Below are 26,473 nucleotides of genomic sequence, written 5' to 3'. Positions count from 1 at the left end.
AATAATAATATATATAAATAATAAATAATATGAAATGAATGATATTAAAATAAAAAATTATATCAAATTAACTCCTATGATGAATCAATATTCTGAATTAAAAAAAGAATATCCAAATATTTTATTATTTTATCGTGTAGGAGATTTTTATGAAATGTTTTATAATGATGCTATCAAAGCTTCTAAAATACTAAATATCGTTTTAACTAAAAAATATACTACTAAAAATATATGTATTCCTATGGCAGGTATACCTGTACATAGTATAGAAAACTATTTATTAAAATTAATTAATGCAGGTGAATCAATTGCTATATGTGAACAAACAGATAAAACAAGATTATTTAAAAACAAAATTTTAGAAAGAAAAATAGTACGTATTATTACCCCTGGTACTGTTAGCGATGATTATTTATTAAAAAATTCACAAGATAATTTATTAGCTTCTATATGTTTTGATGAAAAATTAGGTTTTGGATATGCAACTTTAAATATGAGTTCGGGTAATGTACAAGTTATAGAAAACAAAAATTATGATATTATAGCTGGAGAATTATATAAAACTAATCCTGTAGAATTATTATGTACAAATAATTTTAATCATACCAAATTAATTGAAAAAATAAAATGTATAAAATTTAGACCATTGGATACATTCAATTATGAAGTATCATATCACAATTTATGTAAACAATTTGGTATAGATACTTTAAAAAATATTGGGATTATAAATTATGTAATGGCTATAAAAGCTGCTGGTTGTATTTTACAATATATTAAAGAAACACAACGTATATTTTTACCACATATTAATACGATAATATTATCTAATTATAATAATGAAATTATAATGGATAACAATACAAGAAAAAATCTAGAAATTATAAAAAATATATATGGTAATAAACAACATACTTTATTTTATATTATTAATCATACAAAAACTTCTATGGGTAGTCGTTTATTACAAAGATGGTTAAATACACCAATACTAGATATAAATATTATTTATTCTAGACAAAATAGCATTACGGTATTAATAGATCATTACATAGATTTACAAAATTATTTATCTAAAATTGGTGATATTGAACGAATTATTGCACGTTTATCTTTGCAAACAGCTAAACCTCAAGATTTTGTTATTTTAAAAAAATTATTTGTTATTCTACCTAATATACATAAAAAACTTAAGCAAATACCATATTGTGATATAAAAAAAAAAATTTTAGAAATAGGATTATTTACTAAATTAAATTCTTTACTAAATAATTCTATTAGTAATAATCCTGCAAATTCTATAAAATACGGGAATGTTATTGCACAAGGATATAGTATTAAATTAGATAAATTAAGGAAACAAACACTAGATTCTGCAGAATATTTAAATTATGTAGAAAAAAAAGAACGTAAAAAATTAGATATTGAAAAATTAAAAATTGGTTATAATACTATTTGTGGATATTATATTCAAATTCCAAAAAATAAAATCATAAAATTACCACAACAATATATTTTAATACAAACACTTAAACATTTTAATAGATATAATTTATTATCATTGACAATGCATCAAAAAAATATTTTATCTATTAAAGAACAATCTTTACAATTAGAAAAACAATTATATAATCAATTATTTCAGTATATACAACCTTTTTTAAAAAAATTACAAAAATTATCTTTATATTTATCAGAATTAGATGTATTATCTAATTTAGCTGAAAGATCTATTACATTGAATTATAACAAGCCTATTATAAGTAAAAAGAAGGGTATATTTTTAACTAAATCTAGACATCCTGTTGTTGAACATATTTTAAAAACTCCATTTATACCAAATGATATATGTTTAAATTCTGAAAAATATATGTTAATGATTACTGGACCTAATATGGGTGGTAAAAGCACCTATATGAGACAAGTTGCATTAATAATTATTATGACTTATATCGGTAGTTATGTTCCTGCTAAACAAGCTATAATAGGACCTATAGACCGAATATTTACAAGAATTGGATCATATGATAATATTTCACTAGGACTATCTACATTCATGATAGAAATGATGGAAACATCTAATATTTTACTTAATGCTACAACTAATAGTTTAGTATTAATGGATGAAATAGGTAGAGGTACTTCTACATATGATGGATTAGCCATAGCATGGGCTTGTGCTGAAAATATAGCTGTAAAAAATAAATCTATGACTTTATTTGCTACTAACTATATTGAATTAACTAATTTAAGTAAAAATTATGCATGTATAATAAATATATATTTTGATGCAATAAAATTTAATAATAGTATTATTTTTTTATATACTGTAAAAAAAGGTATTATAAGTAATAATTATGGATTATTTGTAGCGTCTTTAGCAGGAATACCTCAAACAGTTATTAATAATGCTAAAAGAAAAATACAATGTTTAAAAAAAGAAAATAATAATAAATAATAAAAATATATTTTATAAAATATTTTTTTATATGGCACATATTTATATAAATTAATAAATAAAATATATATTACATATTGTAAGGTGATTATTTTAAATGGATAATTCTTGTACTAAAAATATTACATTAGTAAATATTGAAACAGAATTAAAAAATTCTTATTTAGATTATGCAATGTCTGTTATTGTAGGTAGAGCATTGCCAGATGTTCGTGATGGATTAAAACCTGTACATAGAAGAATATTATATGCAATGCATATATTAGGAAATTTATGGAACAAACCTTATAAAAAATCTGCACGTATTGTAGGTGATGTAATAGGAAAATATCACCCACATGGTGATGCAGCTGTTTATGATACCATTGTAAGATTAGCACAAAATTTTTCATTAAGATACACTTTAATAGATGGACAAGGTAATTTTGGTTCTATTGATGGTGATTCAGCAGCAGCAATGCGTTATACTGAAATTAGAATGACTAAAATAACACAAGAAATTATAAAAGATATAGATAAAAAAACAGTTAATTTTTTATTAAATTATGATGGTACTGAAAAAATTCCTGCTATTATGCCTACAAAAATTCCTAATATATTAATTAATGGTTCTTCAGGAATAGCTGTAGGCATGACTACTAATATACCACCTCATAATCTTACAGAAATAATTAATGGATGTATTGCATATATACATGATAATAATATTTCAACAAAAGAATTAATGCAATATATTCCAGGTCCTGATTTTCCAACTTCAGGAGTTATTAATGGTACATTAGGAATTCAAAAAGCATATGATACAGGTAAAGGGCAAATTATTATTAGAGGACGTAGTAAAATAATAAAATATGAACAGTATAATCAAATTATAATTTATGAATTACCTTATCAAATTAATAAAGCAAAATTAATAGAAAAAATTATAGATTTAATTAAAAATAAAAAAATTAATGGTATTAAAAATTTAAGAGATGAATCTGATCAAGATGGTATTAGAATTGTTATAGATATAAAAAAAAATGTATCTGCAAATATAATTTTAAATAATTTGTATAAATTTACACCTTTACAAAGTACTTTTAATATTAACATGGTAGCATTATATAAAAATAAACCTTTATTAATGCCTTTAAAAAAAATTATTATAGCTTTTATAGAACATCGTCGTGAAATTGTTATAAGACGAACACAATACGAAATAAAAAAATATAATGATAAAGCACATATTTTAGAAGGATTAATTGTTGCATTAATTAATATAAAAGATATTATAAATATTATACAATCATCAACAAGAACTGAGGTAATAAGAAATACAATTTCTAATAAAACATGGAATATAAAAAATATAATACAACAATTAAATCTACAAAATAAAAATAATTGTGTATTTAAAGATACAAAATTAATAAAATATGAAAATCATTATTCATTTAGTTTAAAACAAGTACAAGCTATTTTAGATTTAAAACTTTATAGATTAACTAATCTAGAATATCAAAAATTATGTGATGAATATCAACAAATAATATATAATACTAATAAATTATCACAAATTTTGAATAATGATAATTATTTAATGAATATTATTTGCAATGAATTAATTAATATTAAAAAAGAATTTGGTGATAATAGAAAAACAAAAATTATAAATACTCCATATTCTATGAATATAAAAGATTTAATTATTAAAGAAAATGTTATTGTTACTTTAACATATAAAGGATATATTAAATATCAAAAATTATCTGAATATGATGTACAACATAGAGGTGGAAAAGGTAAATTTGCAACAAAAATAAATCAAAATGATTATATTAGTAAATTATTAATAGTCAATACTCATGACAATATTATTTTATTATCTAATTTAGGACGTTTATATTGGTTAAAAGTATATGATTTACCTTTTGCTAATAGATTTGCTAAAGGCAAACCTATTATAAATATTTTACCATTAAAAAATAATGAAAGAATTATTACTTTTTTAGTTATTAATTCATATCCTAATGATATTAATTTATTTATAGTTACACAGCAAGGTTTTGTAAAACAAACTAGTATCCAACAATTTAGTAAGCCACGTAAGAATGGTATAATTGCAATTAAATTAAGATCTAATGATTTGATACAAGATGCAGCTCTTATAAAATGCACACAACAAGTTATGTTGTTTTCTGCTTTAGGTAAAGTAGTAAAATTTAATTCTTCTACAGTAAAAAACATGGGAAGAAATACTTTAGGAATGCGTGGTATTAGATTTACATCTTCTAAAGATCGTGTTGTATCATTAATAATTTTAACAAATACATCCCAAAAAAATATATTAACTATTACACAGAATGGATATGGTAAAAGAACTATTAATCAAGCATATCCTCTTAGATCTAGAGCAACTAAAGGTGTAATTGCTATAAAAACTAATATAAGAAATGGACAAGTAGTTGGTAGTATAAAAGTATCTGATAATGATCATATTTTAATAATTACTAATACTGGTTCATTAATACGTATTAATGTTTCAGAAATATCTTTAGTTAGTCGTAACACAAATGGTGTAATTATTGTCAAAATAAATAAAAATGAGCAAGTAATTAGTTTGCAAAAAATATAAAAAAATATTTTTCTTTATATTATTTTAATACCTGATAGATCTTGTAATTGGTTTATTTTATCTATTTTTTCCCATGTAAAAATATTTCTTCCAAAATGTCCATAAACAGCAGTTTGTTGATATATTGGTTTTAAAAGATCTAACATTTTTATTAAATAAAATGGTCTTAAATCAAAATTTTGTTTAATTAATTTAACTATTTTTCTATCAGAAATTTTACCAGTACCAAATGTATTTACCATAATAGATACAGGTTTTGCTATTCCAATAACATATGCTATTTGTATTTCACATTTAGATGCTAACGAAGCTGCTACTATGTTTTTTGCTATATATCTTGCTGCATATGCGGCTGATCTATCAATTTTAGATGGATCTTTACCTGAAAATGCTCCTCCACCATGACGTGCCATACCGCCGTAAGTATCGACAATAATTTTGCGTCCTGTTAAACCACAATCACTAATTGGGCCACCTATAACAAAACGTCCAGCAGGATTAATAAAAAAACTAGTCTGATTAGTAATCCATTTTTTTGGCAGAATTGGTTTGATAATTTCTTCCATACAAGCTTCTTCTAATGTTTTACGTGATATATTTTTTGTTGTTTGTGTAGATAATACTACAGATTGTATACTATCTATTTTATTATTTTTATAGCAAAATGTTATTTGACTTTTAGCATCAGGGCGTAACCATTGCAAAATTTTTTTTTTTCTAATTTGTGCTTGTTGATATACTAGTTTATGTGCATAAACAATAGGTGCAGGCATAAAAGATGAAGTTTCATTAGTAGCATATCCAAATACTAATCCTTGATCACCAGCACCTTGATTTAAATGATTTTTATTATATATACCTTGTTGTATATCTTTAGATTGTTTACTAATAATATTTAGTATTGCGCATGTATTAGCATCAAAACCTGTATTAGCATTTATATATCCTATATTTTTAATAGTATTTCGTATAATAGTTTCTATATCAATTTGTGCTGTAGTTGTTATTTCACCACCAAGTAATACCATTCCTGTTTTAATATATGTTTCACAAGCTACTCTTGCATTTTTATCTTGTATGATAATATTATCTAATATTGCATCAGAAATTTGATCAGCCATTTTATCAGGATGCCCTTCTGATACTGATTCTGATGTAAAGAGATATTTTTCCATGAAACTAAAACCTTTATGAAATAATAAATTAATAATTTTGAACATATATTTTTATAACATAACATGTTTAAGATTGTAAATATTTTTATAAAATTATTATGTAATATGCATAATTATTAAAAATTAATTTATAATAATTGAATTATATGCATAATATACTATTATCATATATTTAATTCATTAATTAAAAATTTTAAAAATTTACTATCTAACAATTTTTATTAATGATATGTATTTATTTTATAAAAGTATGATATTTATATAATATTATATTTTTTTATAAAAATTAATAATCTTTAGGAGTAAAGTATGCCTTCTAGAAAAGATCTGGCTAATGCTATTAGATTTTTAAGTATTGATGCTATTGAACATTCTAATTCAGGACATCCTGGCGCTCCAATGGGAATGGCTGATATAGCAGAAGTATTATGGAGAAATTATTTAAATCATAATCCTAATAATCCATTATGGATTAATCGTGATAGATTTGTATTATCTAATGGTCATAGTGTTATGTTACTTTATAGTTTATTACATCTAACAGGTTATAATTTAACTATCAACGATATAAAAAAATTTCGCAAAATTTTTTCTAATACTCCCGGACATCCAGAATTTCGATGTACTTTAGGTGTAGAAACAAGTACAGGTCCATTAGGACAAGGTTTAGCTAATGCAGTAGGTATGGCTATTGCTGAAAAAACATTAGGAGCACAATTTAATAAACCAGGATATGATATTATTAATCATTATACATATGTTTTTGTTGGTGATGGTTGTTTAATGGAAGGTATTTCTCATGAAGTATGTTCATTAGCAGGGACACTACAATTAAAAAAACTTATAGTATTTTATGATAATAATGGTATATCTATTGATGGAAAAGTAAAACATTGGTTTAATGATAATACAAAAAAAAGATTTGAATCTTATGGTTGGAATGTTATTGATAATATTGATGGACATAATTATAAAAAAATACAAAATGCTATTAATCAAGTGAAATCTTTGCAATCAGATAAACCTTCTTTATTAATATGTAATACTACTATTGCTTTTGGTTCACCTAACAAATCAGGTAAAAATATTTCACATGGTACTCCTTTGGGAGAAACAGAAATATTATTAACTAGAAAACAATTAAATTGGAATTATAAACCATTTGATATACCTGAAGATATTTACAAACAATGGGATGCTAAAAAAATAGGTGATTTAAAAGAATTACAATGGGCAAATAAATTTAATGATTATTGTAAAATATTTCCTAAATTAGCTGAAGAATTTAAAAGAAGAATTAATAATAAATTACCTACAAATTGGAAACTAGAATTACAAAATATATTAAATCATATGTATAAGAATAATATTAATTTATCTACTAGAGAAGCATCACATTATATTTTAGAAAAATTATCTAATATATTACCAGAATTATTAGGTGGTTCTGCAGATTTAGCTTCAAGTAATTTAACTTTATTATCTAATTCTAAACCTATTAATAAATTTAAAAATGGAAATTATATTTATTATGGTGTAAGAGAATTTGGAATGATGGCCATATCTAATGGTATTGCTTTATATAAAGGGTTTATACCTTATGTCGCAACTTTTTTAGTTTTTATGGATTATTGTCGTAATGCAGTACGTATGGCTTCATTAATGAAAATTAGAAATATTATGATTTATACACATGATTCTATAGGTGTTGGCGAAGATGGTCCTACACATCAACCTATAGAACAATTATCTAGTTTAAGATTAATACCTAATATAAGTATTTGGCGTCCTTGTGATAAAATTGAAACACTTATAGCATGGCAATATGCTATAGAAAATCAATATACTCCTACAGGATTAATTTTATCTAGACAAATTTTACCAACACAAATTAGAAATAATAATAAAATTAAATATATCCATTATGGAGGTTATATTTTAAAAGATTGTATAGAACAAAATCCAAATATTATTTTAATTGCTACTGGATCTGAAGTAGATTTAGCTGTACAAGTATATAATAAATTATCTTTAATTAAATATAAAATTAGAGTTGTTTCCATGCCTTCAACTGATGTTTTTGATAAACAAACAGAAGAATATAAAAATTATGTTTTACCTCCACAAATTACATGTAGAATTGCTATAGAAGCTGGTTCAAAAGATTTTTGGTATAAATATGTGGGTTTAAAAGGCAAAGTTATAGGAATAAATTCTTTTGGTTATTCAGGTTCTTCTATGGAACTTTTTAAAAAATTTGGATTTACTGTTGAAAATATTATTTCTGTAATAAAAAAATTATTAAAAAATAATATTTAAAATTTTTCATATATAATAAATAAAAGGTATAATAAATTATGTCTATAAAAAATATTCTAGATATAGAAATCCAAAACAAAGTTGTTTTTATTAGATCGGATTTTAATGTGCCAATAGATTCACAAGGTAAAATTATTTCTGATATTAGAATAAAATTATCATTGCCAACTATTAAATATGCATTATATCATGGAGCTAAAATTATTATTGCATCTCATTTGGGTAGACCTGTAGAAGGAGAATATAATAATAAATTATCATTAAAGAATATTGCTGTGCATTTAAGCAATTTATTAAATCATCCAGTTATTTTAAAAAAAAAATATTTAGATGGTATATCTTTTAAAAAAAATGAAATAATTTTATTAGAAAATATTCGTTTTAATATTGGTGAAAAAGCAAATGATATAACCTTATCAAAAAAATATGCTGCTTTGTGTGATGTTTTTGTTATGGATGCTTTTGCTACAGCACATCGAAAACATGCATCTACTTATGGAATTATATCTTTTGTACAACAATCATGTGCTGGTTTGCTATTAATTAATGAATTAATAAATTTAAAAAAATTTTTATATAAACCAAAAAAACCAATTATTTCTATTATAGGCGGTGCTAAAATTTCAACAAAATTTAGTTTATTAAATAAATTATCTAAAATGTCAGATAAGGTTATTGTAGGTGGTGGTATTGCTAATACAATTTTAGCTACTAAATATAATATTGGTAGTTCATTATATGAAAAAAATGCTATGCTATTAGCTAAAGATGTTATGACAAAATGTAAAAATATTATTTTACCTGTTGATTTTCGTGTAGGTATAAATTTTTCAAATACATCTCCTGTTTATATAAGAAATACTAATAATATTTTATATAATGAAAAAATTATGGATATTGGTGATCAATCTATCCAAATAATTATTAATATATTAAATAAAGCATCTACAATATTATGGAATGGTCCCGTTGGCGTTTTTGAATTTCAAAAATTTTGTGAAGGAACTAAAAATATTGCTAAAACTATTGCAAAAAATCATGCATTTTCTATTGTAGGTGGAGGTGATACCTTAGCAGCAATAGAATTATTTAATGTATTTAATAATATTTCATATATTTCTACTGGTGGTGGGTCTTTTTTAAAATTTATAGAAAATAATACATTAGTTGTTATAGAAAAATTAAAACAATATATATAAAAACTAAATCATAATTTTATTGTATTAGGTAATATATTTTATATATTACTAGTATAAATTAAATTTATTAATAAGGTAATTTTATACATTATGTCTAAAATTTTAAATTATGTAAAACCTGGTGTTATTGTAAGTCATGATGTACAAACTATATTTAATATAGCAAAAGAAAAAAAATTTGCTTTACCAGCTATTAATTGTATAGGTACAGATTCTATTAATACAGTATTAGAAACAGCATCAAAAATGCAATCTCCTGTTATTATACAATTTTCTTACGGTGGTGCGTCTTTTATTGCAGGGAAAGGATTAACAAACGAAAATGCTCATTTAGCTCCTATTATAGGTGCTATATCAGGTGCAAATCATGTTCATCAACTTGCTAAATATTATAAAATTCCTGTAATTTTACATACTGATCATTGTACTAAAAAAACACTATTCTGGTTAGATGGGTTATTAAATGCAAATAAAAAACATTATAATTTATATGGTTATACCTTATTTTCTTCTCATATGATAGATCTATCAAAAGAATCTATTGAAGATAATATTAATATATGTAGTCAATATTTACATAAAATGTCATCTATGAATATGACATTAGAAATAGAATTAGGATGTACTGGTGGTGAAGAAGATGGCATTGATAATAGTAATTTATCAAAAAATTTATTATATACAGATCCATATGATGTTAATTATGCATATGAAAAATTAAGTTCTATTAGTCCACAATTTACTATTGCAGCATCTTTTGGTAATGTTCATGGAGTATATCAATTAGGTAATGTACAACTATTACCTAAAATTCTTAAACAATCTCAAGAATATATTAGTAAAAAACATAAATTAATACCTAATCCTATTAATTTTGTATTTCATGGAGGTTCAGGTTCATCTATAGAAGAAATTAAACAATCAATTAATTATGGTGTTATTAAAATGAATATTGATACAGATACTCAATGGGCTACTTGGAATGGTGTATTAAAATTTTATAAAAAATATAGAGAATATTTGCAAAATCAATTAGGTAATCCTAAAGGTTATAATCAACCTAATAAAAAATATTATGACCCAAGAATTTGGATTAGAGAATCACAAATTTCTATGAAAAAACGTCTAGAACAAACCTTTAGAGATTTAAATGCAGTTAACATATTATAAATACATAACATAATAATCATATAAATATATTAATTACTTAATAAGTAAAAATTTTTTTAAAATGGTTAAATAATTTATGAATACATTTATGAATATTTTAGAAATTATTAAAATTTGGATATTACAAAATAAGTTAGTAATTTTATATCAATGTTGGCATTTAATATTAGCTGGTATTATTGTATTTATAGGTTTTAGAATTTCTAGAATTTTTATTAAAACAATACAAAATATTTTTAAAAATAGAAATGTAGATCCTATTACTATAGGTTTTTTTTCCAATATATTAAAATATGGTTCATTTATTTTTATTATTGTTAGTGCTTTAAGCAGTATGGGATTTAAAACTTCATCTATTGTAGCTGCATTTGGTACAATAGGATTGGTTATTGGATTAGCTTGGCAAAATGCTTTATCAAATCTTGCATCAGGATTATTAATTATTACTTTAAGATTATTTCAAATTGGAGATTATATAAATTTAAATAATATTACTGGAAAAATTATTACTGTAGAAATTTTTTGTACTTTTTTAAAAACTATAGACGGTAATATTGTATCTATACCTAATAGTAAAATTTTATCAGAAAATATTATTAATCTATCTAAATCTCATGAATATCGTAATAAAATTACTTTAGGTTTATCTAGAATGATTATTGAAAATGATATATATACTGTACAAAAAATATTATTAGATACAGTATCTATGAGTAATACAATTATCAAAAATTCTACAGTACATACTGTACTTAATGAAATTACTCATAATTCTATAAATTTTACTATATTTTTTTGGATGAATGATTTTATATATAAAAAAGAAATATGTTCAAATTTAATTCATCGTATTAAAGAAAATATAGAAAAATATAAACCTTCTTGTATTTTATGGATTAATAATGATTGACTATTTTTAATAATTATAAAATATATCTTTTTACGGTGCGAACGGGGCTTGAACCCGCGACCCCCGGCGTGACAGGCCGGTATTCTAACCAACTGAACTATCGCACCATAATTATATTATGATATATATCATAATATAATTCGTCAATACTTTTTTATATATTAATTTAATTCCACAAACAAAAACCACATTTATTTTTAATCATATTAATTTGTTTTATATGTAATTTGTTTTCTTCAGTAGAAGGTTTAATAATTAATAATTTTTGATGTTTTATCATTTTATTTTTTATATATTTTTGTTGATTTAAATTAATATGTTGAAAATCATCTAGCTTAAATGTATTTTGACTACTAGTCATAGCTAAAAAAACATTAGCTAATAATTTAGCATCTAATAATGCCCCATGTGTAGTACGTTGTTGTTTATCAACATTAAATCTAGAACATAATGAATTTAATGAATTACGTTTTCCTGGAAATAATTCTCTAGCAATTTTTAAAGTATCAATTATAGAACATATATCTTGTATTTTAGGCAAATCATTGTTTATTAGAGAAATTTCATAATTTAAAAAATCTATATCAAATTGTGCATTATGTATAATTAATTGTGATCCTTTTATATAGTTTATAAAATTTGTAATAATATTACAAAATACAGGTTTATCTAATAAAAACTCATTAGATATACCATGAATGTTATAAGCATCAAAACTAATAGATTGCATTGGATTAAGATATGTATGAAAAAATTTCCCGGTTATTTGACGATTAATAATTTCTACTATACCTATTTCTATAATTTTATGTCCTATATAATAAGGAGGATGAATATTCATACCTGTTGTTTCCGTATCTAAAACTATTTGACGTATAATATTATTCATATTTATTATTTCCTAAATAATATGTTAAGGTTAAGGTATATAAAATATTATGTATAAAGATATAAATATTTTTACTGATGGATCATGTATTTCAAATCCAGGTCCTGGTGGATATGCTGCTATTTTACAATATTATCAATATGAAAAAATTTTTTCTCAAGGTTTTTTTTATACAACTAATAACAGAATGGAATTAATGGCAGCAATTATTGCTTTAGAATCTGTTAAAGAAAGTTGTAATATTTCTATATCAACTGATAGTAAATATCTAAAAAATGGTATTACTAAATGGATTATAAATTGGCAACATTCAAAATGGTTATGCAGTAATAAAAAACCAGTAAAAAATATTGATTTGTGGAAAAGATTAAATAAAATATTGGTATATCATAATATTAACTGGTTTTGGATTAAAGGACATAATGGTCATTTATACAATGAGAAATGTGATAAATTAGCACGTTATGCAGCTGAACATCCTAAATATTATGATATTGGTTATAACAATTAATGTTAAATTTATATATTTTTATATAAAAATAATAATTATTAAAATAAGTTATTTAAAATTAAAAAAAATTTATGTTATAAATAATATAATTAATTATTTAAAATGAATAAATATGTTAATAAAAAATTCTTTTTTATAAATAAGGATAATTTGTTATGTTAGATAACAATCGTTTGCGTATTGCTATGCAAAAATCAGGACGTTTAAATAAAGATTCATATGAATTATTAAAAAAATGTGGTATTAAAATTAATTTACAACAGCAATTAATTGCCTTTGCTTTAAATATGCCTATTGATATATTTATGGTGCGTGATGATGATATTCCAGAATTAATTATGGAAGGAGTAGTAGATTTAGGTATTATAGGAGAAAATGTTTTACAAGAAGCAGTATTAACCCGTTTATCTAGAAATCATTATGCTAAATATATAACCTTATTAAGATTAGATTTTGGTATATGTAGATTATCTATAGCTATACCTATATATCAAGAATATCATGGTCCTCAAACTTTACAAAATTATCGTATTGCAACATCTTATCCTAATTTATTAAAACAATATTTAGATAAACATAATATACAATTTAAATCTTGTATATTAAATGGTTCTGTTGAATTAGCACCTAGAGTTGGATTAGCAGATGCTATTTGTGATTTAGTTTCAACTGGTGCTACATTAAAAGAAAATGGAATGAAAGAAGTAGAAACAATATATAGTTCTAGAGCATGTTTAATACAACGTGATGGGATATCAACAATTAAAAAGAAATTAATCAATAAATTATTAACAAGAATACAAGGTGTAATTAAAGCTAGAGAATCTAAATATATTATGTTACATATACCACGTAAAAAATTAAGTAGTGTAATAGATTTATTGCCAGGCGCGGAATATCCTACTATTTTACCTTTATATGGAGATAATACAAAATTAGTAATGCATATGGTTAGTAGTGAAACATTATTTTGGGATACTATAGAAAAATTAAAAATATTAGGTGCAAGTTCTATTTTAGTTTTACCTATTGAAAAATTAATGGAGTAAATTATATGTTATTACAACGTATTATTTATTGGGATCAATGTCATAAAATAGATAAAAAAAAAATTTTATCTAGACCAATATATTTATTAAATAACCAATTACAAAAAAATGTTCAAGATATTTTATATAAAATTAAAAACAATGGTGATTGTGCTTTAAAAGATTATACTTTATTATTTGATAAAATACAAATTGATAAAATACAAATTGATAAAATACAAATTGATAATGCCCATAAATTTATAAATAAAAATGTTAAAAATGCCATTAAAATAGCTTTTTTAAATATTAAAAAATTTCATCAATCTCAAATTTTAAAAGATATAAAAATAGAAATTATTCCTGGATTATATTGTCAACAACATTATAAACCTATTAATTCTGTTGGTTTATATGTACCAGGAGGTGTTGCTTCATTATTTTCTACTGTATTAATGTTAGGTATACCTGCAAGATTAGCATTATGTAAAAATATTATTCTTTGTTCACCTCCACCTATATCAAATGAAATTTTGTTTGCAGCTTCTTTATGTGGTATAACTAATATTTTTCAAATAGGTGGAGCTCAAGCTATTGCGGCTATGGCTTATGGGACACAAACAATTAAAAAAGTTAATAAAATTTTTGGTCCAGGTAATATATTTGTTACGGAAGCAAAAAGGCAAATTAATTTGTTAGATAATTTAAATACTACTATAGATATGCCTGCAGGACCATCAGAATTAATGATTATTGCAGATAAATATGCAGATTATGAATTTATTATAGCAGATTTATTATCACAAGCCGAACATGGTGCTGATTCTCAAGTAATATTACTTACTACATCTATACATATAGCTAATTTAGTTATAAAAAATATACATATTCAATTAAATTGTTTAACAAAAAAAAATATTATAAAAAAATCTTTATTAAATAGTCATATAATAGTTGTAAAAAATAATCAACAATTTATAGAAATTATTAATCAATATGCTCCAGAACACTTAATTATACAATGTAAAAATTACCATGATATTCTACCTTATATTAATAATGCTGGATCAATATTTTTAGGGCGTTGGGCACCAGAATCTATTGGTGATTATGCTGCTGGTACAAATCATGTATTACCTACATATGGTTATGCACATACATATTCTTGTTTAGGTATTATGGATTTTCAAAAACGTATGTATGTACAAAAGTTAACAAAACAAGCTTTTATGAATATTGCTGATACAGTAGAAATTATGTCACAAAAGGAAAATTTATTAGGACATACAAATGCAGTTTCTATTAGAAAAAAATATATTATAAATAATAATTTGTTAAATTCAAAAAATAATATACAAAAAATATGTATATCAAATATAGCAAGACAAGATATTATTCATTTGCAACCATATCAATCTGCAAGAATTATAGATAATAATACATATAATAAAATATTATTAAATGCTAATGAATTACCTAATAATACTATATTTAATTTAAAAATTAATACATTTAATAGATATCCTGAACCGCAACCAATAGAACTATTAAATAATTATAGCAAATATATAAATATTAATATTAATAATATTTTAATTACTCGAGGTGCTGATGAAGGTATAGAATTATTAATGAAAGTATTTTGTACATCTCATGATGATTATATTATGTTTTTTCCACCTACTTATGGTATGTATAAAATTAGTGCACAAATTTTAGGTATTAAATACCGTATAATTAATAATTTACAAAATCAACAATTAAATCTACAAAAAATAAAAGAAAATTTATTCAACATAAAAATATGTTATATATGTAATCCAAATAATCCTATAGGTAATTTACTTCAAAAAGAAGACTTAATACAATTATTAAATATTACAAAAAATAATACAATTATAGTTATTGATGAAGCATATATAGATTTTTGTATAAAAAACACATTAGTTTCTTTAATTAAAAAATATAATAATTTAGTTATTTTAAGAACATTATCCAAATCATTTGCTCTTGCAGGTATTAGATGTGGTTTTGTTATTGCAAATATTTATATTATTAATTTATTACGCAAAGTTATTGCACCATATCCAGTTCCACAGCCAGTATCTGATATAGCAATACAAGCTTTACAAAAAAAAAATATCAATATTATGTTTAATAATATTGATATATTAATGAATAATAAATATTGGTTAATAGAACATTTAAAAAAAATCAGTTTTGTCAAATATATTTATCCTAGTGTAACTAATTACATTTTAGTAGAATTTATTAATGCTGAATATATTTTTAAATATTTATACAGTAAAAATATTATTGTAAGAAGTCAAAATCATGAACCACAATTAAAAAATTGTATAAGAATTACTATTGGTTCATTTGATGAATGTAAAAAGCTTATATTTATTTTAAATCAATTATCTTTATGATAAAAAATATTTTGATAGGATAATTTAATATGTTAAAGAAAATTTTGTTTATTGATCGTGATGGTACATTGATTAATGAACCTAAAAATAATTTTCAAATTGATAGTATTAATAAAATTTCTTTTGAAAAAAATGTTATTTTAGTATTATCACAATTAAAAAAATTATCATATATTTTAGTAATGGTAACTAATCAAGATGGATTAGGTACAAAAAAATTCCCGCAGAATGATTTTGATATAACACAAAATTTTATGTTAAATGTATTTAAATCACAAAATATTATTTTTGATAATATTTTTATATGCCCACACTATATTAGTGATAATTGTATATGTCGTAAGCCTAATATAATAATGTTACATGAATATCTTAATAATAAATTAGATAAAAAAAATAGTTATGTAATTGGTGATAGAATTACTGATATGGAATTAGCACAAAATATAGGAATACATGGTATACAATATCATCGTAATAAGTTTAATTGGTTAGATATTTTACATAAATTAACAACAATAAAAAGATATAGTAAAATAAAAAAACAAACAAGAGAAACATCAATAAAAATACAAGTATTTTTAGATAATTATGGTATGAGTCAAATTAATACTGGAATTAATTTTTTTAATCATATGCTTGAACAAATTGCAACTCATGCTGGATGTATTTTTTATATTAATGTGATAGGTGATTTAAATATTGATGATCATCATACTATTGAAGATACTGCTTTATCTTTAGGAGAAGCATTATTTAATGCATTAGGTAATAAATTAGGAATTAATAGATTTGGTTTTATATTACCTATGGATGATACATTAGCTGAATGTGCTATAGATTTATCTGGAAGACCATATCTGCATTATTATGTAAATTTTAAATTTCAAAAGGTAGGTGATTTAAGTACTGAAATGATTAAACATTTTTTTTATTCATTATCATATTCAATGAATGCTAATATATACTTAAAAGCATATGGTGAAAATGATCATCATAAAGCAGAAAGCTTATTTAAAATTTTTGGACAAACTTTAAAACAAGCAATTAAAATTATTCATTCTAATATACCTAGTTCTAAAGGAATTTTATATTGAAAATTGTTATTATAAATACATCTTGTGGTAATTTATATTCATTACAATCCGCAATAAAAAAAATAGGTTTTAAATCAACGATATCTAATGATCCTCAAATAATTACTGGTGCTGATAAAATATTTCTGCCTGGAGTAGGTTCAGTAGTATCAGTTATGAATAAATTAAAACAAGATAATTTAATAAATATTATTAAATATTGTAGTATAGATATATTAGGCATATGTTTAGGTATGCAAATATTAGGTAAATATAGTCAAGAATGTAATGGTGTTCAAACATTAGGTAGACTAAATTATACAGTAGAACATATAGATACTTATTTGCCTGTACCACATATGGGTTGGAATACAGTTAAATATAAAACACAATCTGCATTATTTTTAAATATTCCTAATAATACTTATTTTTATTTCGCACATAGTTATTTTGTTCATACAAATAGCTATACTATTGCTACAAGCAATTATAATAATTTATTTAGTTCTATTATTAATCATAAAAACTTTTTTGGTGTACAATTTCATCCAGAAAAATCGGGATTATATGGTATCCAATTAATTAAAAATTTTTTAACTTTATAAAAAGATAACAAAAAATGATTATTCCAGCAATTGATTTTATAAGAGGCCAAGTAGTACGCTTATATCAAGGACAATATAATTTAAAGAAAATATATATAAATGATCCTATTTTTTACATAAAAAAATATATTTCACATGGTGCACAAAAATTACATATTATTGATTTAGATGGTGCTAAGAATTCAAACCATAAACAATTTAAGTTATTTAAGAAAATATTATTCAATATTAGTATTCCAATACAAATTGGTGGTGGTATACGTACAATAAAAGATATTAACATTATACATAATATTATTCCTAAATCCAAAATTATAATTGGTTCCTCTATTATCAATGATATAGAGTCTGTACAAAATTGGATAAATTTATATAACAAAAAAATAATTTTAGCTATTGATATTAAAGTAGATAAAAATAATAATAAATTTGTATATATTAATGGATGGCAAAAAAATAGTAGATTAGTTTTTGAAGATATTATAGAAAAAGCAATTAAGATAGGCATTAAGTACATTTTATGTACAGATATTACAAAAGATGGTACATTTCAAGGTCCTAATTTTAAATTATATAAAGAAATAATAAATAAATATCCTGAAATATATTTTCAGTCTTCTGGAGGGGTAACATCATTAAATGATATCAAAAAATTAAAAGATTTAGGAATTAAAGATATAATTATTGGTAAAGCTTTTTTAGAAAATAAATTTACTATTCAAGAGGCTAATAAATGTTGGCAAAACGCATAATTCCATGTTTAGATGTATTAAATGGTAAAGTAGTTAAAGGTAAACAATTTAAAAATCATAAATATGTAGGCAATATTGTAGAATTAGCTAAAAAATATGATAAAGATGGAGCAGATGAATTAGTTTTTTATGATATTACTGCTTCTATTGATAATAGAATAGTAGATAGAACATGGATTTCTAAAATTGCAGATGTAATAAATATTCCTTTTTGTGTTGCAGGAGGTATCAAATCTATTAATGATGCTTTAACAATTTTGCAATTTGGTGCAGAAAAAATATCTATTAATTCTCCAGCTTTAAATAATCCTTTGTTAATTAAAGATTTATCTCAATATTTTGGCAAACAATGTATTGTGGTTGGAATTGATTCTTGGTACGATAAAAATAATAATAAATATTATGTATATAAATACACAGGCAACATTAATTACATACAAAAAACAACATGGGAAACAATTAATTGGGTAAAAACAGTACAAGAATTAGGTGCAGGTGAAATAGTATTAAATATGATGAATCATGATGGTATGAATGACGGTTATGATTTAAAACAATTAAAAGATATTAAAAATATATGTAATATACCATTAATTGCTTCAGGTGGTGCGGGTATTTATGAACATTTTTACCAAGTATTTCATCAGGATGTTAATATTGATGGAGCTTTAGCTGCATCAATATTTCATAATAAAATAATTAATATTCATAAATTAAAAAAATTTTTATTTAAGAAAAACATAGAGATTAGATTATGTTAATTGATAATAATATAAATAAATTAAATTGGGATCAACCCAATGGATTAATCCCAACTATTATACAGCATAAAATTTCTGGACAAATTTTAATGCATGCTTTTATGAATAAAATTGCATTAAATATGACTTTAAAAAATAAAAAAGTAACATTTTTTTCTAGAAAACGTAATACTTTATGGACTAAAGGAGAAACTTCTGGTAATTTTTTACAGGTTGATTCAATCTTAACTGATTGTGATCAAGATACTTTATTAATTTTAGTTAATCCTATTCATAAAACATGTCATTTAAATACATACAGTTGTTTTAAAAGTACAATGATACCAAATTTCACATTTTTATATATTTTAGAACAATTTTTAAATAACAGAAAAAATGTTAAATCTATAACTAAATCATACACTTATAATTTATATAAAAGTGGAACAAAAAGAATATCTCAAAAAGTTGGTGAAGAAGCTATTGAAACTATTATAGCAGCAAATCATAATAACAAACAGGAAATCATAGAAGAAACATCTGATTTATTATATCATTTAATTATACTTTTACAATCTCAAAACATTAAAATAAATGATATTATTCAAATGTTACAAAAAAGAAATTCATTTTAAATATGGGAAATACATTAATTAATGTATATATTTTATAAATTAAATAAATAATACATAGAACAACAAAATAATTTAAGATAAAAATAATATTTATATTTTTTATAAAATATATCTACTTATATCTTCATCAGCAACTAATGTATCTAAATGTTTACTAACATAATTTTTGTCAATGGTAATAATTTTATTATTATATTCACTAGCATTATATGAAATATCAGACATTAAATGTTCAAGAACAGTATGTAATCTTCTTGCACCTATATTTTCTGTAGTTTCATTTACTTGCCATGCAGATTCTGCAATACGTCTAATGCCATCTGCAGTAAAATTAATATGTACTTGTTCTGTTGCAAGTAAAGATTGATATTGCATTGTAATAGATGCATTAGGTTCTATTAATATTCTTTCAAAATCATTTGTAGTTAATGCTTTTAATTCTACTCTAATAGGTAATCTACCTTGTAATTCAGGAATAAGATCTGATGGTTTAGCAATTTGAAAAGATCCAGATGCAATAAATAATATATGATCAGTTTTAACCATTCCATGTTTAGTAGATACTGTGCAACCTTCTACTAATGGTAATAAATCACGTTGTACTCCTTCTCTAGAAATATCAGATGACATATTAGTATTTCTTCTACAAATTTTATCTATTTCATCTAGAAAAACAATGCCATGTTGTTCAACAGCTTCTATTGCTTGTTGTTTAATTTCTTCATTATTTACTAATTTATTTGCTTCTTCTTCTATAAGTAATTTAAAAGCATGTTTAATTTTTAATTTTCTTTTTTTTTGTTTATTACCACCTAAATTTTGAAATAATGATTGTAATTGATTAGTCATTTCTTCCATACCTGGTGGTGCCATAATTTCTACACCCATAGGTGTACTAGATATATTAATTTCAATTACTTCATTATCTAATTGACCTGATCTTAACTTAACAAGTAATTTTTGTCTAATTAATGTTTTATTTTGTTCTTTATCCCAAGTGGTATTTAATAATAAAACATTAATAATTCTTTCTTCAGCTATTTCTTTTGCTCTATAACAATTCTTTTTAAAAGCTTGAGTTTTAATCATTTTAATTGCAGAATCAGTTAAATCACGAATAATAGAATCTACTTCTTTACCAACATAACCAATTTCAGTAAATTTTGTAGCTTCTACTTTAATAAATGGAGCATTAGCTAATTTTGCCAAACGACGTGCTATTTCAGTTTTACCAACTCCTGTTGGACCAATCATTAATATATTTTTTGGTGTAACTTCTTGCCTTAAATTTTCATCTAATTGCATACGACGCCAACGATTTCTTAAAGCTATAGCTACAGCTTTTTTAGCACTATTTTGTCCTATAATAAATTTATCTAATTCATTTACAATTTCACGTGGGGTCATTTCAGACATAATGAGCATTTTCCTCATGCTTTATTTAGATAATAGTTTTTCAATAGTAAAATTATGATTTGTATAAATACAAATATCTCCTGCTATAACAAGTGATTTTTTTACTATTTCATATGCACTTAAATTAGTATTGTCAAATAACGCACGAGCTGATGCTTGTGCATATGGTCCACCAGATCCTATAGTAACTATATCATTTTCAGGTTGTATTACATCTCCAATACCTGTAATAATTAAAGATGTTATTTTATCAGCAATAACTAATAATGCTTCTAATTTTCTTAAAATTCTATCTGTTCTCCAATCTTTTGCTAATTCAACAGCAGATTTAGTCAAATTACCTTGATACATTTCTAATTTTTGTTCAAATAATTCAAATAAAGTAAATGCATCTGCTGTGCCTCCTGCAAAACCTGCTATTACTTTATTATTATATAATTTACGAATTTTTTTGACATTACCTTTCATTACAATATTGCCAAGTGTAGCTTGACCATCACCACCAATAACAACTTCTCCATTTCTTCTTACACAAACTATAGTCGTCATGGAAACCTCAAAGATTATTTCAACTTTGAAATAATAAACACTATATATAACATATTATATTAGTAAAATATAGTTTTATATAAATTAGTAACATCTTTATTATAGATAGAAAGACGTATATATAAAAATATATAATCTGATAGAATATATCATATGGTTTTACTAATAATTAATTTAAAATATTAATAAATATTTTATTAAAAATAATTATAACATAATTTTTGCTTAAAACAATAATTTTATATATAATCTTATTTTTTAACATAAACATTTATATATGTATAAAAATATTCTAACTATTAATAGTTGTCATGAGAATTGTACTATTTCATTAAAAATCAATAATATACTTACTTATATTAATAAGTATTGTCCTAATAATCACACACAATTTATATTAATATTAATTAATAAACTTTTACACAAAAATAATATATCTTTAAAAGATATACATTTATTAGGTTATGCATTAGGTCCTGGTAATTTTACCAGTATTAGAGTTGGTATGTCAATTATTGAAGGAATATCATTTGCATTAAATATTCCTAAAATTGGCATATCTAATTTAATGATTATAGCAGAACAAGCTTGGCAAATTACTAAAATTACTAATATTATTAGTATTATAAAATATAATAATCATCATTTATACTTTGCTTTGTATAAAAGAAATAAAAAAGGGTTATGGATTGGACAGAATAGTGAATGTATATTACATTATAATAATATTATTCGTAAAATTTTATCATTAAAAGGAATATGGTTAATGATTTCTAATATAGATTATAATATTTTTAAAATAAATATTAAAAAACAATATATAAATCATTATTTAAAATTACATTACTTAAATAGAATATCATATTCTAAATATGATTTAATATATATTATTAATAATATTATACTTAATCATAGTATAATAAACAAACAATATAAAGCTAATTATCTTAATAATATGTTTTAAATATTAAATTAATAAAGTTATTATTTATTATTTATTATTTTGTAATAAAATAATATATATTATAAAATATGATGAATTTATCATAAAGAATATGAACTATTATTGGTATAATTTTAATATATTAATCTTAAATATTTCATAATGTAATTAAATTTAATTTTGTTAAAAAATAATTTGTTATTTTTTTATAATAAATTAATTTTAATCATATTTTATTTCCAAAAAAAACGTTTAAAGAAATTCATTCTTTTCTGATTTATAAATCTTAATGGTATATTATCACCTAATAATCGTTTAACAGTATCATTATATGCTTGAGCAGCTTCAGAATTTTTATAAAGTATAATACTTTGACCTTTATTGGATGCTTTTAATACTAATGGATCTTCTGGTATAACACCAATAATTTTAATTCTTAAAATATCAATAATATCTTCTAAACTTAACATATCTCCACAATATACTCTTTCAGGATTATATCTTGTTAATAATAAATGTTCAACAATAGGTTCTTCACCATTTTTAGCTCTATTAGATTGAGAAGATAATATACCTAATATTCTATCTGAATCTCTAATAGAAGAAATTTCAGGATTTGTTATAATAATAGCTTCATCAGCAAAATATAATGCTACTAAAGCACCTGTTTCTATACCAGCTGGAGAATCACATATAATGAAATCAAAATTCATAATATTAAAACTTTTAAAAATTGTTTCAACACCTTTATATGTTAAAGCATTTTTGTTTCTTGTTTGTGATGCAGGTAAAATATATAAATTTTCAATATGTTTATCTGTAATTAATGCTTGATGTAAAGTAGTTTCTCCTTGTAAAACATTAATAAAATCATAAACTACTCTTTTTTCACATCCTATAATTAAATCTAAATTACGCAAACCAATATCAAAATCTATGACAACGGTTTTTTTACCTTGTTGTGCTAATCCTATAGCTATAGCAGCACTAGAAGTTGTTTTTCCTACACCACCTTTCCCTGATGTTACTACAATTATACGCATCATATATTATTTACCTTAAAAATATAATTTAAGTTATTTAACTTAGTTGTTTTATAGTTATTAAATTACGTTTTAAAAATATTCTGGATGCTTGACCAATAAATTGTTTGTCTATTTCATCTTTTACTAAATATTCTCCCGCTATAGATATTAATTCTGCATAAAGTTTACTACAAAAAATTTGACAATTTTTGTCACCATTTGCCCCTGATAAAGCTTTACCTCTCATATATCCATAAATATGAATATTACCATCTGCAATTAATTCAGCGCCATTACTAACATTATTAACAACAATTAAATCACTATATTTAGCATAAATTTGTTGCCCAGAACGTATATGATAATTAATAATTATACTTTTAGCATAACAAATATTATTATCTATATTATTGTATGATCTTTTTTGTTTAATAATTTTTATTAAAGATTGTAGTTTTTCATTATTTTCCATAATATTTATTATCTTTTTTTATAAAAAATATTGAATAATTGTTTATATTAAATAATATATTACACTAATTCAGTATAGTAATTAATGTAATAATTAATAATTTTTATATTATTAAAATTCAAATGATTATTAATATATAATATACATATTATCTATCAAATAATTTTATAAATATATTGTTAATTTGTATCTAATATTTTTAAAAAAATATTTATTATTTTTGTAATATTTTACAATATGGAATTATTTTGTATTTTTTTATGGTTTTTGTAATTTTTGATTAATTTTGGTATAAATATATCATAGAAAATATAAAATTATGTTGTTTAAATTATACTTTTTATTTATTAATATATTAATTTATATATTTAATATAATTCATTAATTTTATACGTAATTTTTATTATATAATATACATTATGCAAGATATTTAAAAATATAATATAAAATATTTAAAATATATATAATATAAAAGATATCAAAATATGAATATTTTATCTAAATTTGATTTATTGTCTCATAGATTCAGAGGTTTATGCCCTGTTGTAGTTGACATAGAAACTTCAGGATTTAATTCTAAAAAAAATGCTATTTTAGAAATTAGTTTAATCACATTAAAAATGATACATGGATGGTTATCCATTAATAAAACATTACATTTTCATATTTCACCTTTTAAAGGTGCACATATTTCACATGATGCTATAACTTTTAATAAAATTAATATTTATTCTGCTTTACGAGGAGCTATTACTGAACATGAAGCTTTTACTATAATTTTTAGTAAAATATGGAAATATGTTAAAAAAAATAATTGTAAAAAAGCTATTTTAGTAGCACATAATGCTAGTTTTGATCATAGTTTTATAATAGAAACAATCAAACGTATCAAAATGGAAGATACTAATCCATTTCATAATTTTGCGATGTTTGATACTGCTACTTTAAGTGGATTAATGTTAGGACAAACAGTTTTAGCAAAATCATGTAAAATTTTAGGCATTCCATTTGACAATAATCAAGCTCATTCAGCTTTATATGATACTAATCGTACTGCTATATTATTTTGTAAATTAGTAAATATATGGAAAAAAATAGGATATTGGCCATTAAATAATATAAAATTAGTAAAAAATCTATAATATTTTATAAATTTTTATATTTTAGAATATCATGTAATTTATTATCTTTATGTAGACTAGAAATAATATCATATCCACCTATTAATTCTTCATATACCCATAATTGGGGAAATGTTGGCCAATTAGCATATTTTGGTAAATAAATACGAATATCAATATTTTCTAAAACATCAATATATTTACATTTTATATTATATAACATAATTATTTGTACAGTTTTATTTGAAAAACCACATTGTGGATTATTTGGTGTTCCTTTCATATATAAAATAAAAGGATTTGTTTTTATTTGTATTTTTATTTGTTTAAATATATTCATTTGTAAGCTATATATATAAGTTAAATAATATATTTTTAATTAAATTAATTTTTATTATACAATAATTATATATAAAATAATATATTTTAAAGGA

Annotated in this window: 23 protein-coding genes, 1 tRNA gene and 1 pseudogene; 17 read left to right on the top strand and 8 right to left on the bottom strand. The window is 22.3% G+C overall.

What is annotated here, in order from left to right:
* Positions 1–34: 34 nt before the first annotated feature.
* Positions 35–2,458: a DNA mismatch repair protein MutS gene (gene mutS / locus GJT85_RS00680; protein ID WP_208754315.1), complete on the top strand. Its 2,424-nt coding sequence runs from the start codon at positions 35–37 to the stop codon at positions 2,456–2,458.
* Between the two features lie 97 nt (positions 2,459–2,555).
* Positions 2,556–5,075 carry a DNA topoisomerase (ATP-hydrolyzing) subunit A gene (gyrA, locus tag GJT85_RS00675; RefSeq protein ID WP_208754314.1) on the top strand — a complete coding sequence of 840 codons (2,520 nt, stop codon included), beginning with the start codon at positions 2,556–2,558 and terminating at the stop codon, positions 5,073–5,075.
* Between the two features lie 14 nt (positions 5,076–5,089).
* Here gyrA and metK read toward each other — a convergent pair whose 3' ends face one another.
* Positions 5,090–6,250, bottom strand: coding sequence for a methionine adenosyltransferase (gene metK, locus GJT85_RS00670; protein ID WP_208754313.1), 1,161 nt, complete (start codon positions 6,248–6,250; stop codon positions 5,090–5,092).
* A gap of 309 nt (positions 6,251–6,559) precedes the next feature.
* Here metK and tkt point away from each other — a divergent pair, with 309 nt between their 5' ends.
* The 4 genes from tkt to GJT85_RS00650 all read left to right on the top strand — a co-directional run bounded on the left by tkt (position 6,560) and on the right by GJT85_RS00650 (position 11,848).
* Positions 6,560–8,569: a transketolase gene (gene tkt / locus GJT85_RS00665; RefSeq protein ID WP_208754312.1), complete on the top strand. Its 2,010-nt coding sequence runs from the start codon at positions 6,560–6,562 to the stop codon at positions 8,567–8,569.
* A 38-nt stretch (positions 8,570–8,607) separates the two neighbouring features.
* Positions 8,608–9,768 carry a phosphoglycerate kinase gene (locus GJT85_RS00660; protein ID WP_208754311.1) on the top strand — a complete coding sequence of 387 codons (1,161 nt, stop codon included), beginning with the start codon at positions 8,608–8,610 and terminating at the stop codon, positions 9,766–9,768.
* Positions 9,769–9,858: 90 nt separating this feature from the next.
* Positions 9,859–10,938, top strand: coding sequence for a class II fructose-bisphosphate aldolase (fbaA, locus tag GJT85_RS00655; protein ID WP_208754310.1), 1,080 nt, complete (start codon positions 9,859–9,861; stop codon positions 10,936–10,938).
* Between the two features lie 76 nt (positions 10,939–11,014).
* Entirely contained in the window at positions 11,015–11,848 is an 834-nt protein-coding gene (locus GJT85_RS00650) for a mechanosensitive ion channel domain-containing protein (protein ID WP_208754309.1), read from the top strand.
* A gap of 33 nt (positions 11,849–11,881) precedes the next feature.
* On the opposite strand, the gene GJT85_RS00645 is transcribed toward GJT85_RS00650, so the two are convergent.
* Positions 11,882–11,955: transfer RNA gene (locus tag GJT85_RS00645), tRNA-Asp, on the bottom strand.
* Between the two features lie 59 nt (positions 11,956–12,014).
* Entirely contained in the window at positions 12,015–12,737 is a 723-nt protein-coding gene (gene dnaQ, locus GJT85_RS00640; protein WP_208754308.1) for a DNA polymerase III subunit epsilon, read from the bottom strand.
* A gap of 49 nt (positions 12,738–12,786) precedes the next feature.
* Between dnaQ and rnhA the strand changes: the two genes are divergently transcribed.
* From rnhA to hisIE, 9 genes and pseudogenes are all read left to right on the top strand, one after another.
* A complete protein-coding gene (gene rnhA / locus GJT85_RS00635) occupies positions 12,787–13,248 on the top strand; it encodes a ribonuclease HI (protein WP_208754307.1) in 462 nt (153 codons plus the stop codon).
* A gap of 155 nt (positions 13,249–13,403) precedes the next feature.
* Complete coding sequence (hisG, locus tag GJT85_RS00630; protein ID WP_208754306.1) at positions 13,404–14,297, top strand: ATP phosphoribosyltransferase; 894 nt, start codon at positions 13,404–13,406, stop codon at positions 14,295–14,297.
* A 5-nt stretch (positions 14,298–14,302) separates the two neighbouring features.
* A pseudogene (hisD, locus tag GJT85_RS02315) lies at positions 14,303–15,607 on the top strand (histidinol dehydrogenase); the annotation flags it as partial.
* A complete protein-coding gene (gene hisC, locus GJT85_RS02310) occupies positions 15,608–16,705 on the top strand; it encodes a histidinol-phosphate transaminase (RefSeq protein ID WP_246212340.1) in 1,098 nt (365 codons plus the stop codon).
* A gap of 29 nt (positions 16,706–16,734) precedes the next feature.
* Entirely contained in the window at positions 16,735–17,802 is a 1,068-nt protein-coding gene (gene hisB / locus GJT85_RS00620) for a bifunctional histidinol-phosphatase/imidazoleglycerol-phosphate dehydratase HisB (protein ID WP_208754305.1), read from the top strand.
* Positions 17,799–18,386: an imidazole glycerol phosphate synthase subunit HisH gene (hisH, locus tag GJT85_RS00615; protein WP_208754304.1), complete on the top strand. Its 588-nt coding sequence runs from the start codon at positions 17,799–17,801 to the stop codon at positions 18,384–18,386. Before hisB ends, hisH begins: the two co-directional genes overlap by 4 nt.
* Before the next feature lie 14 nt (positions 18,387–18,400).
* Entirely contained in the window at positions 18,401–19,138 is a 738-nt protein-coding gene (gene hisA / locus GJT85_RS00610) for a 1-(5-phosphoribosyl)-5-[(5-phosphoribosylamino)methylideneamino]imidazole-4-carboxamide isomerase (protein WP_208754303.1), read from the top strand.
* Positions 19,120–19,899 carry an imidazole glycerol phosphate synthase subunit HisF gene (gene hisF, locus GJT85_RS00605; protein WP_208754302.1) on the top strand — a complete coding sequence of 260 codons (780 nt, stop codon included), beginning with the start codon at positions 19,120–19,122 and terminating at the stop codon, positions 19,897–19,899. The genes hisA and hisF overlap by 19 nt, the downstream gene beginning before the upstream one ends.
* Positions 19,893–20,513, top strand: coding sequence for a bifunctional phosphoribosyl-AMP cyclohydrolase/phosphoribosyl-ATP diphosphatase HisIE (gene hisIE / locus GJT85_RS00600; protein WP_208754301.1), 621 nt, complete (start codon positions 19,893–19,895; stop codon positions 20,511–20,513). Before hisF ends, hisIE begins: the two co-directional genes overlap by 7 nt.
* A 99-nt stretch (positions 20,514–20,612) precedes the next feature.
* On the opposite strand, the gene hslU is transcribed toward hisIE, so the two are convergent.
* Together hslU and hslV are read right to left on the bottom strand one after the other, a co-directional pair.
* Positions 20,613–21,929, bottom strand: coding sequence for an ATP-dependent protease ATPase subunit HslU (gene hslU / locus GJT85_RS00595; RefSeq protein WP_208754300.1), 1,317 nt, complete (start codon positions 21,927–21,929; stop codon positions 20,613–20,615).
* Between the two features lie 21 nt (positions 21,930–21,950).
* Positions 21,951–22,478: an ATP-dependent protease subunit HslV gene (gene hslV, locus GJT85_RS00590; RefSeq protein ID WP_208754299.1), complete on the bottom strand. Its 528-nt coding sequence runs from the start codon at positions 22,476–22,478 to the stop codon at positions 21,951–21,953.
* Positions 22,479–22,755: 277 nt separating this feature from the next.
* On the opposite strand from hslV, the gene tsaB reads away from it, so the two are divergent.
* Complete coding sequence (gene tsaB, locus GJT85_RS00585; protein ID WP_208754298.1) at positions 22,756–23,442, top strand: tRNA (adenosine(37)-N6)-threonylcarbamoyltransferase complex dimerization subunit type 1 TsaB; 687 nt, start codon at positions 22,756–22,758, stop codon at positions 23,440–23,442.
* 212 nt (positions 23,443–23,654) lie between these two features.
* On the opposite strand, the gene minD is transcribed toward tsaB, so the two are convergent.
* On the bottom strand, positions 23,655–24,467 hold the full coding sequence (gene minD, locus GJT85_RS00580) for a septum site-determining protein MinD (RefSeq protein WP_208754297.1): 813 nt from the start codon (positions 24,465–24,467) through the stop codon (positions 23,655–23,657).
* Positions 24,468–24,501: 34 nt separating this feature from the next.
* Positions 24,502–24,918, bottom strand: a complete 417-nt coding sequence (gene minC / locus GJT85_RS00575) for a septum site-determining protein MinC (protein WP_208754296.1) — start codon at positions 24,916–24,918, stop codon at positions 24,502–24,504.
* A 485-nt stretch (positions 24,919–25,403) separates the two neighbouring features.
* On the opposite strand from minC, the gene rnt reads away from it, so the two are divergent.
* Positions 25,404–26,060: a ribonuclease T gene (gene rnt / locus GJT85_RS00570; protein WP_208754295.1), complete on the top strand. Its 657-nt coding sequence runs from the start codon at positions 25,404–25,406 to the stop codon at positions 26,058–26,060.
* A gap of 4 nt (positions 26,061–26,064) precedes the next feature.
* Here rnt and grxD read toward each other — a convergent pair whose 3' ends face one another.
* Positions 26,065–26,379: a Grx4 family monothiol glutaredoxin gene (grxD, locus tag GJT85_RS00565; protein ID WP_208754294.1), complete on the bottom strand. Its 315-nt coding sequence runs from the start codon at positions 26,377–26,379 to the stop codon at positions 26,065–26,067.
* Positions 26,380–26,473: the final 94 nt, after the last annotated feature.

Source organism: Enterobacteriaceae endosymbiont of Neohaemonia nigricornis, from assembly GCF_012571795.1.
Lineage (GTDB): Bacteria > Pseudomonadota > Gammaproteobacteria > Enterobacterales > Enterobacteriaceae.
Note: the sequence above shows the minus strand (reverse complement) of the source record. Positions and strands in the feature narration are given on the sequence as shown.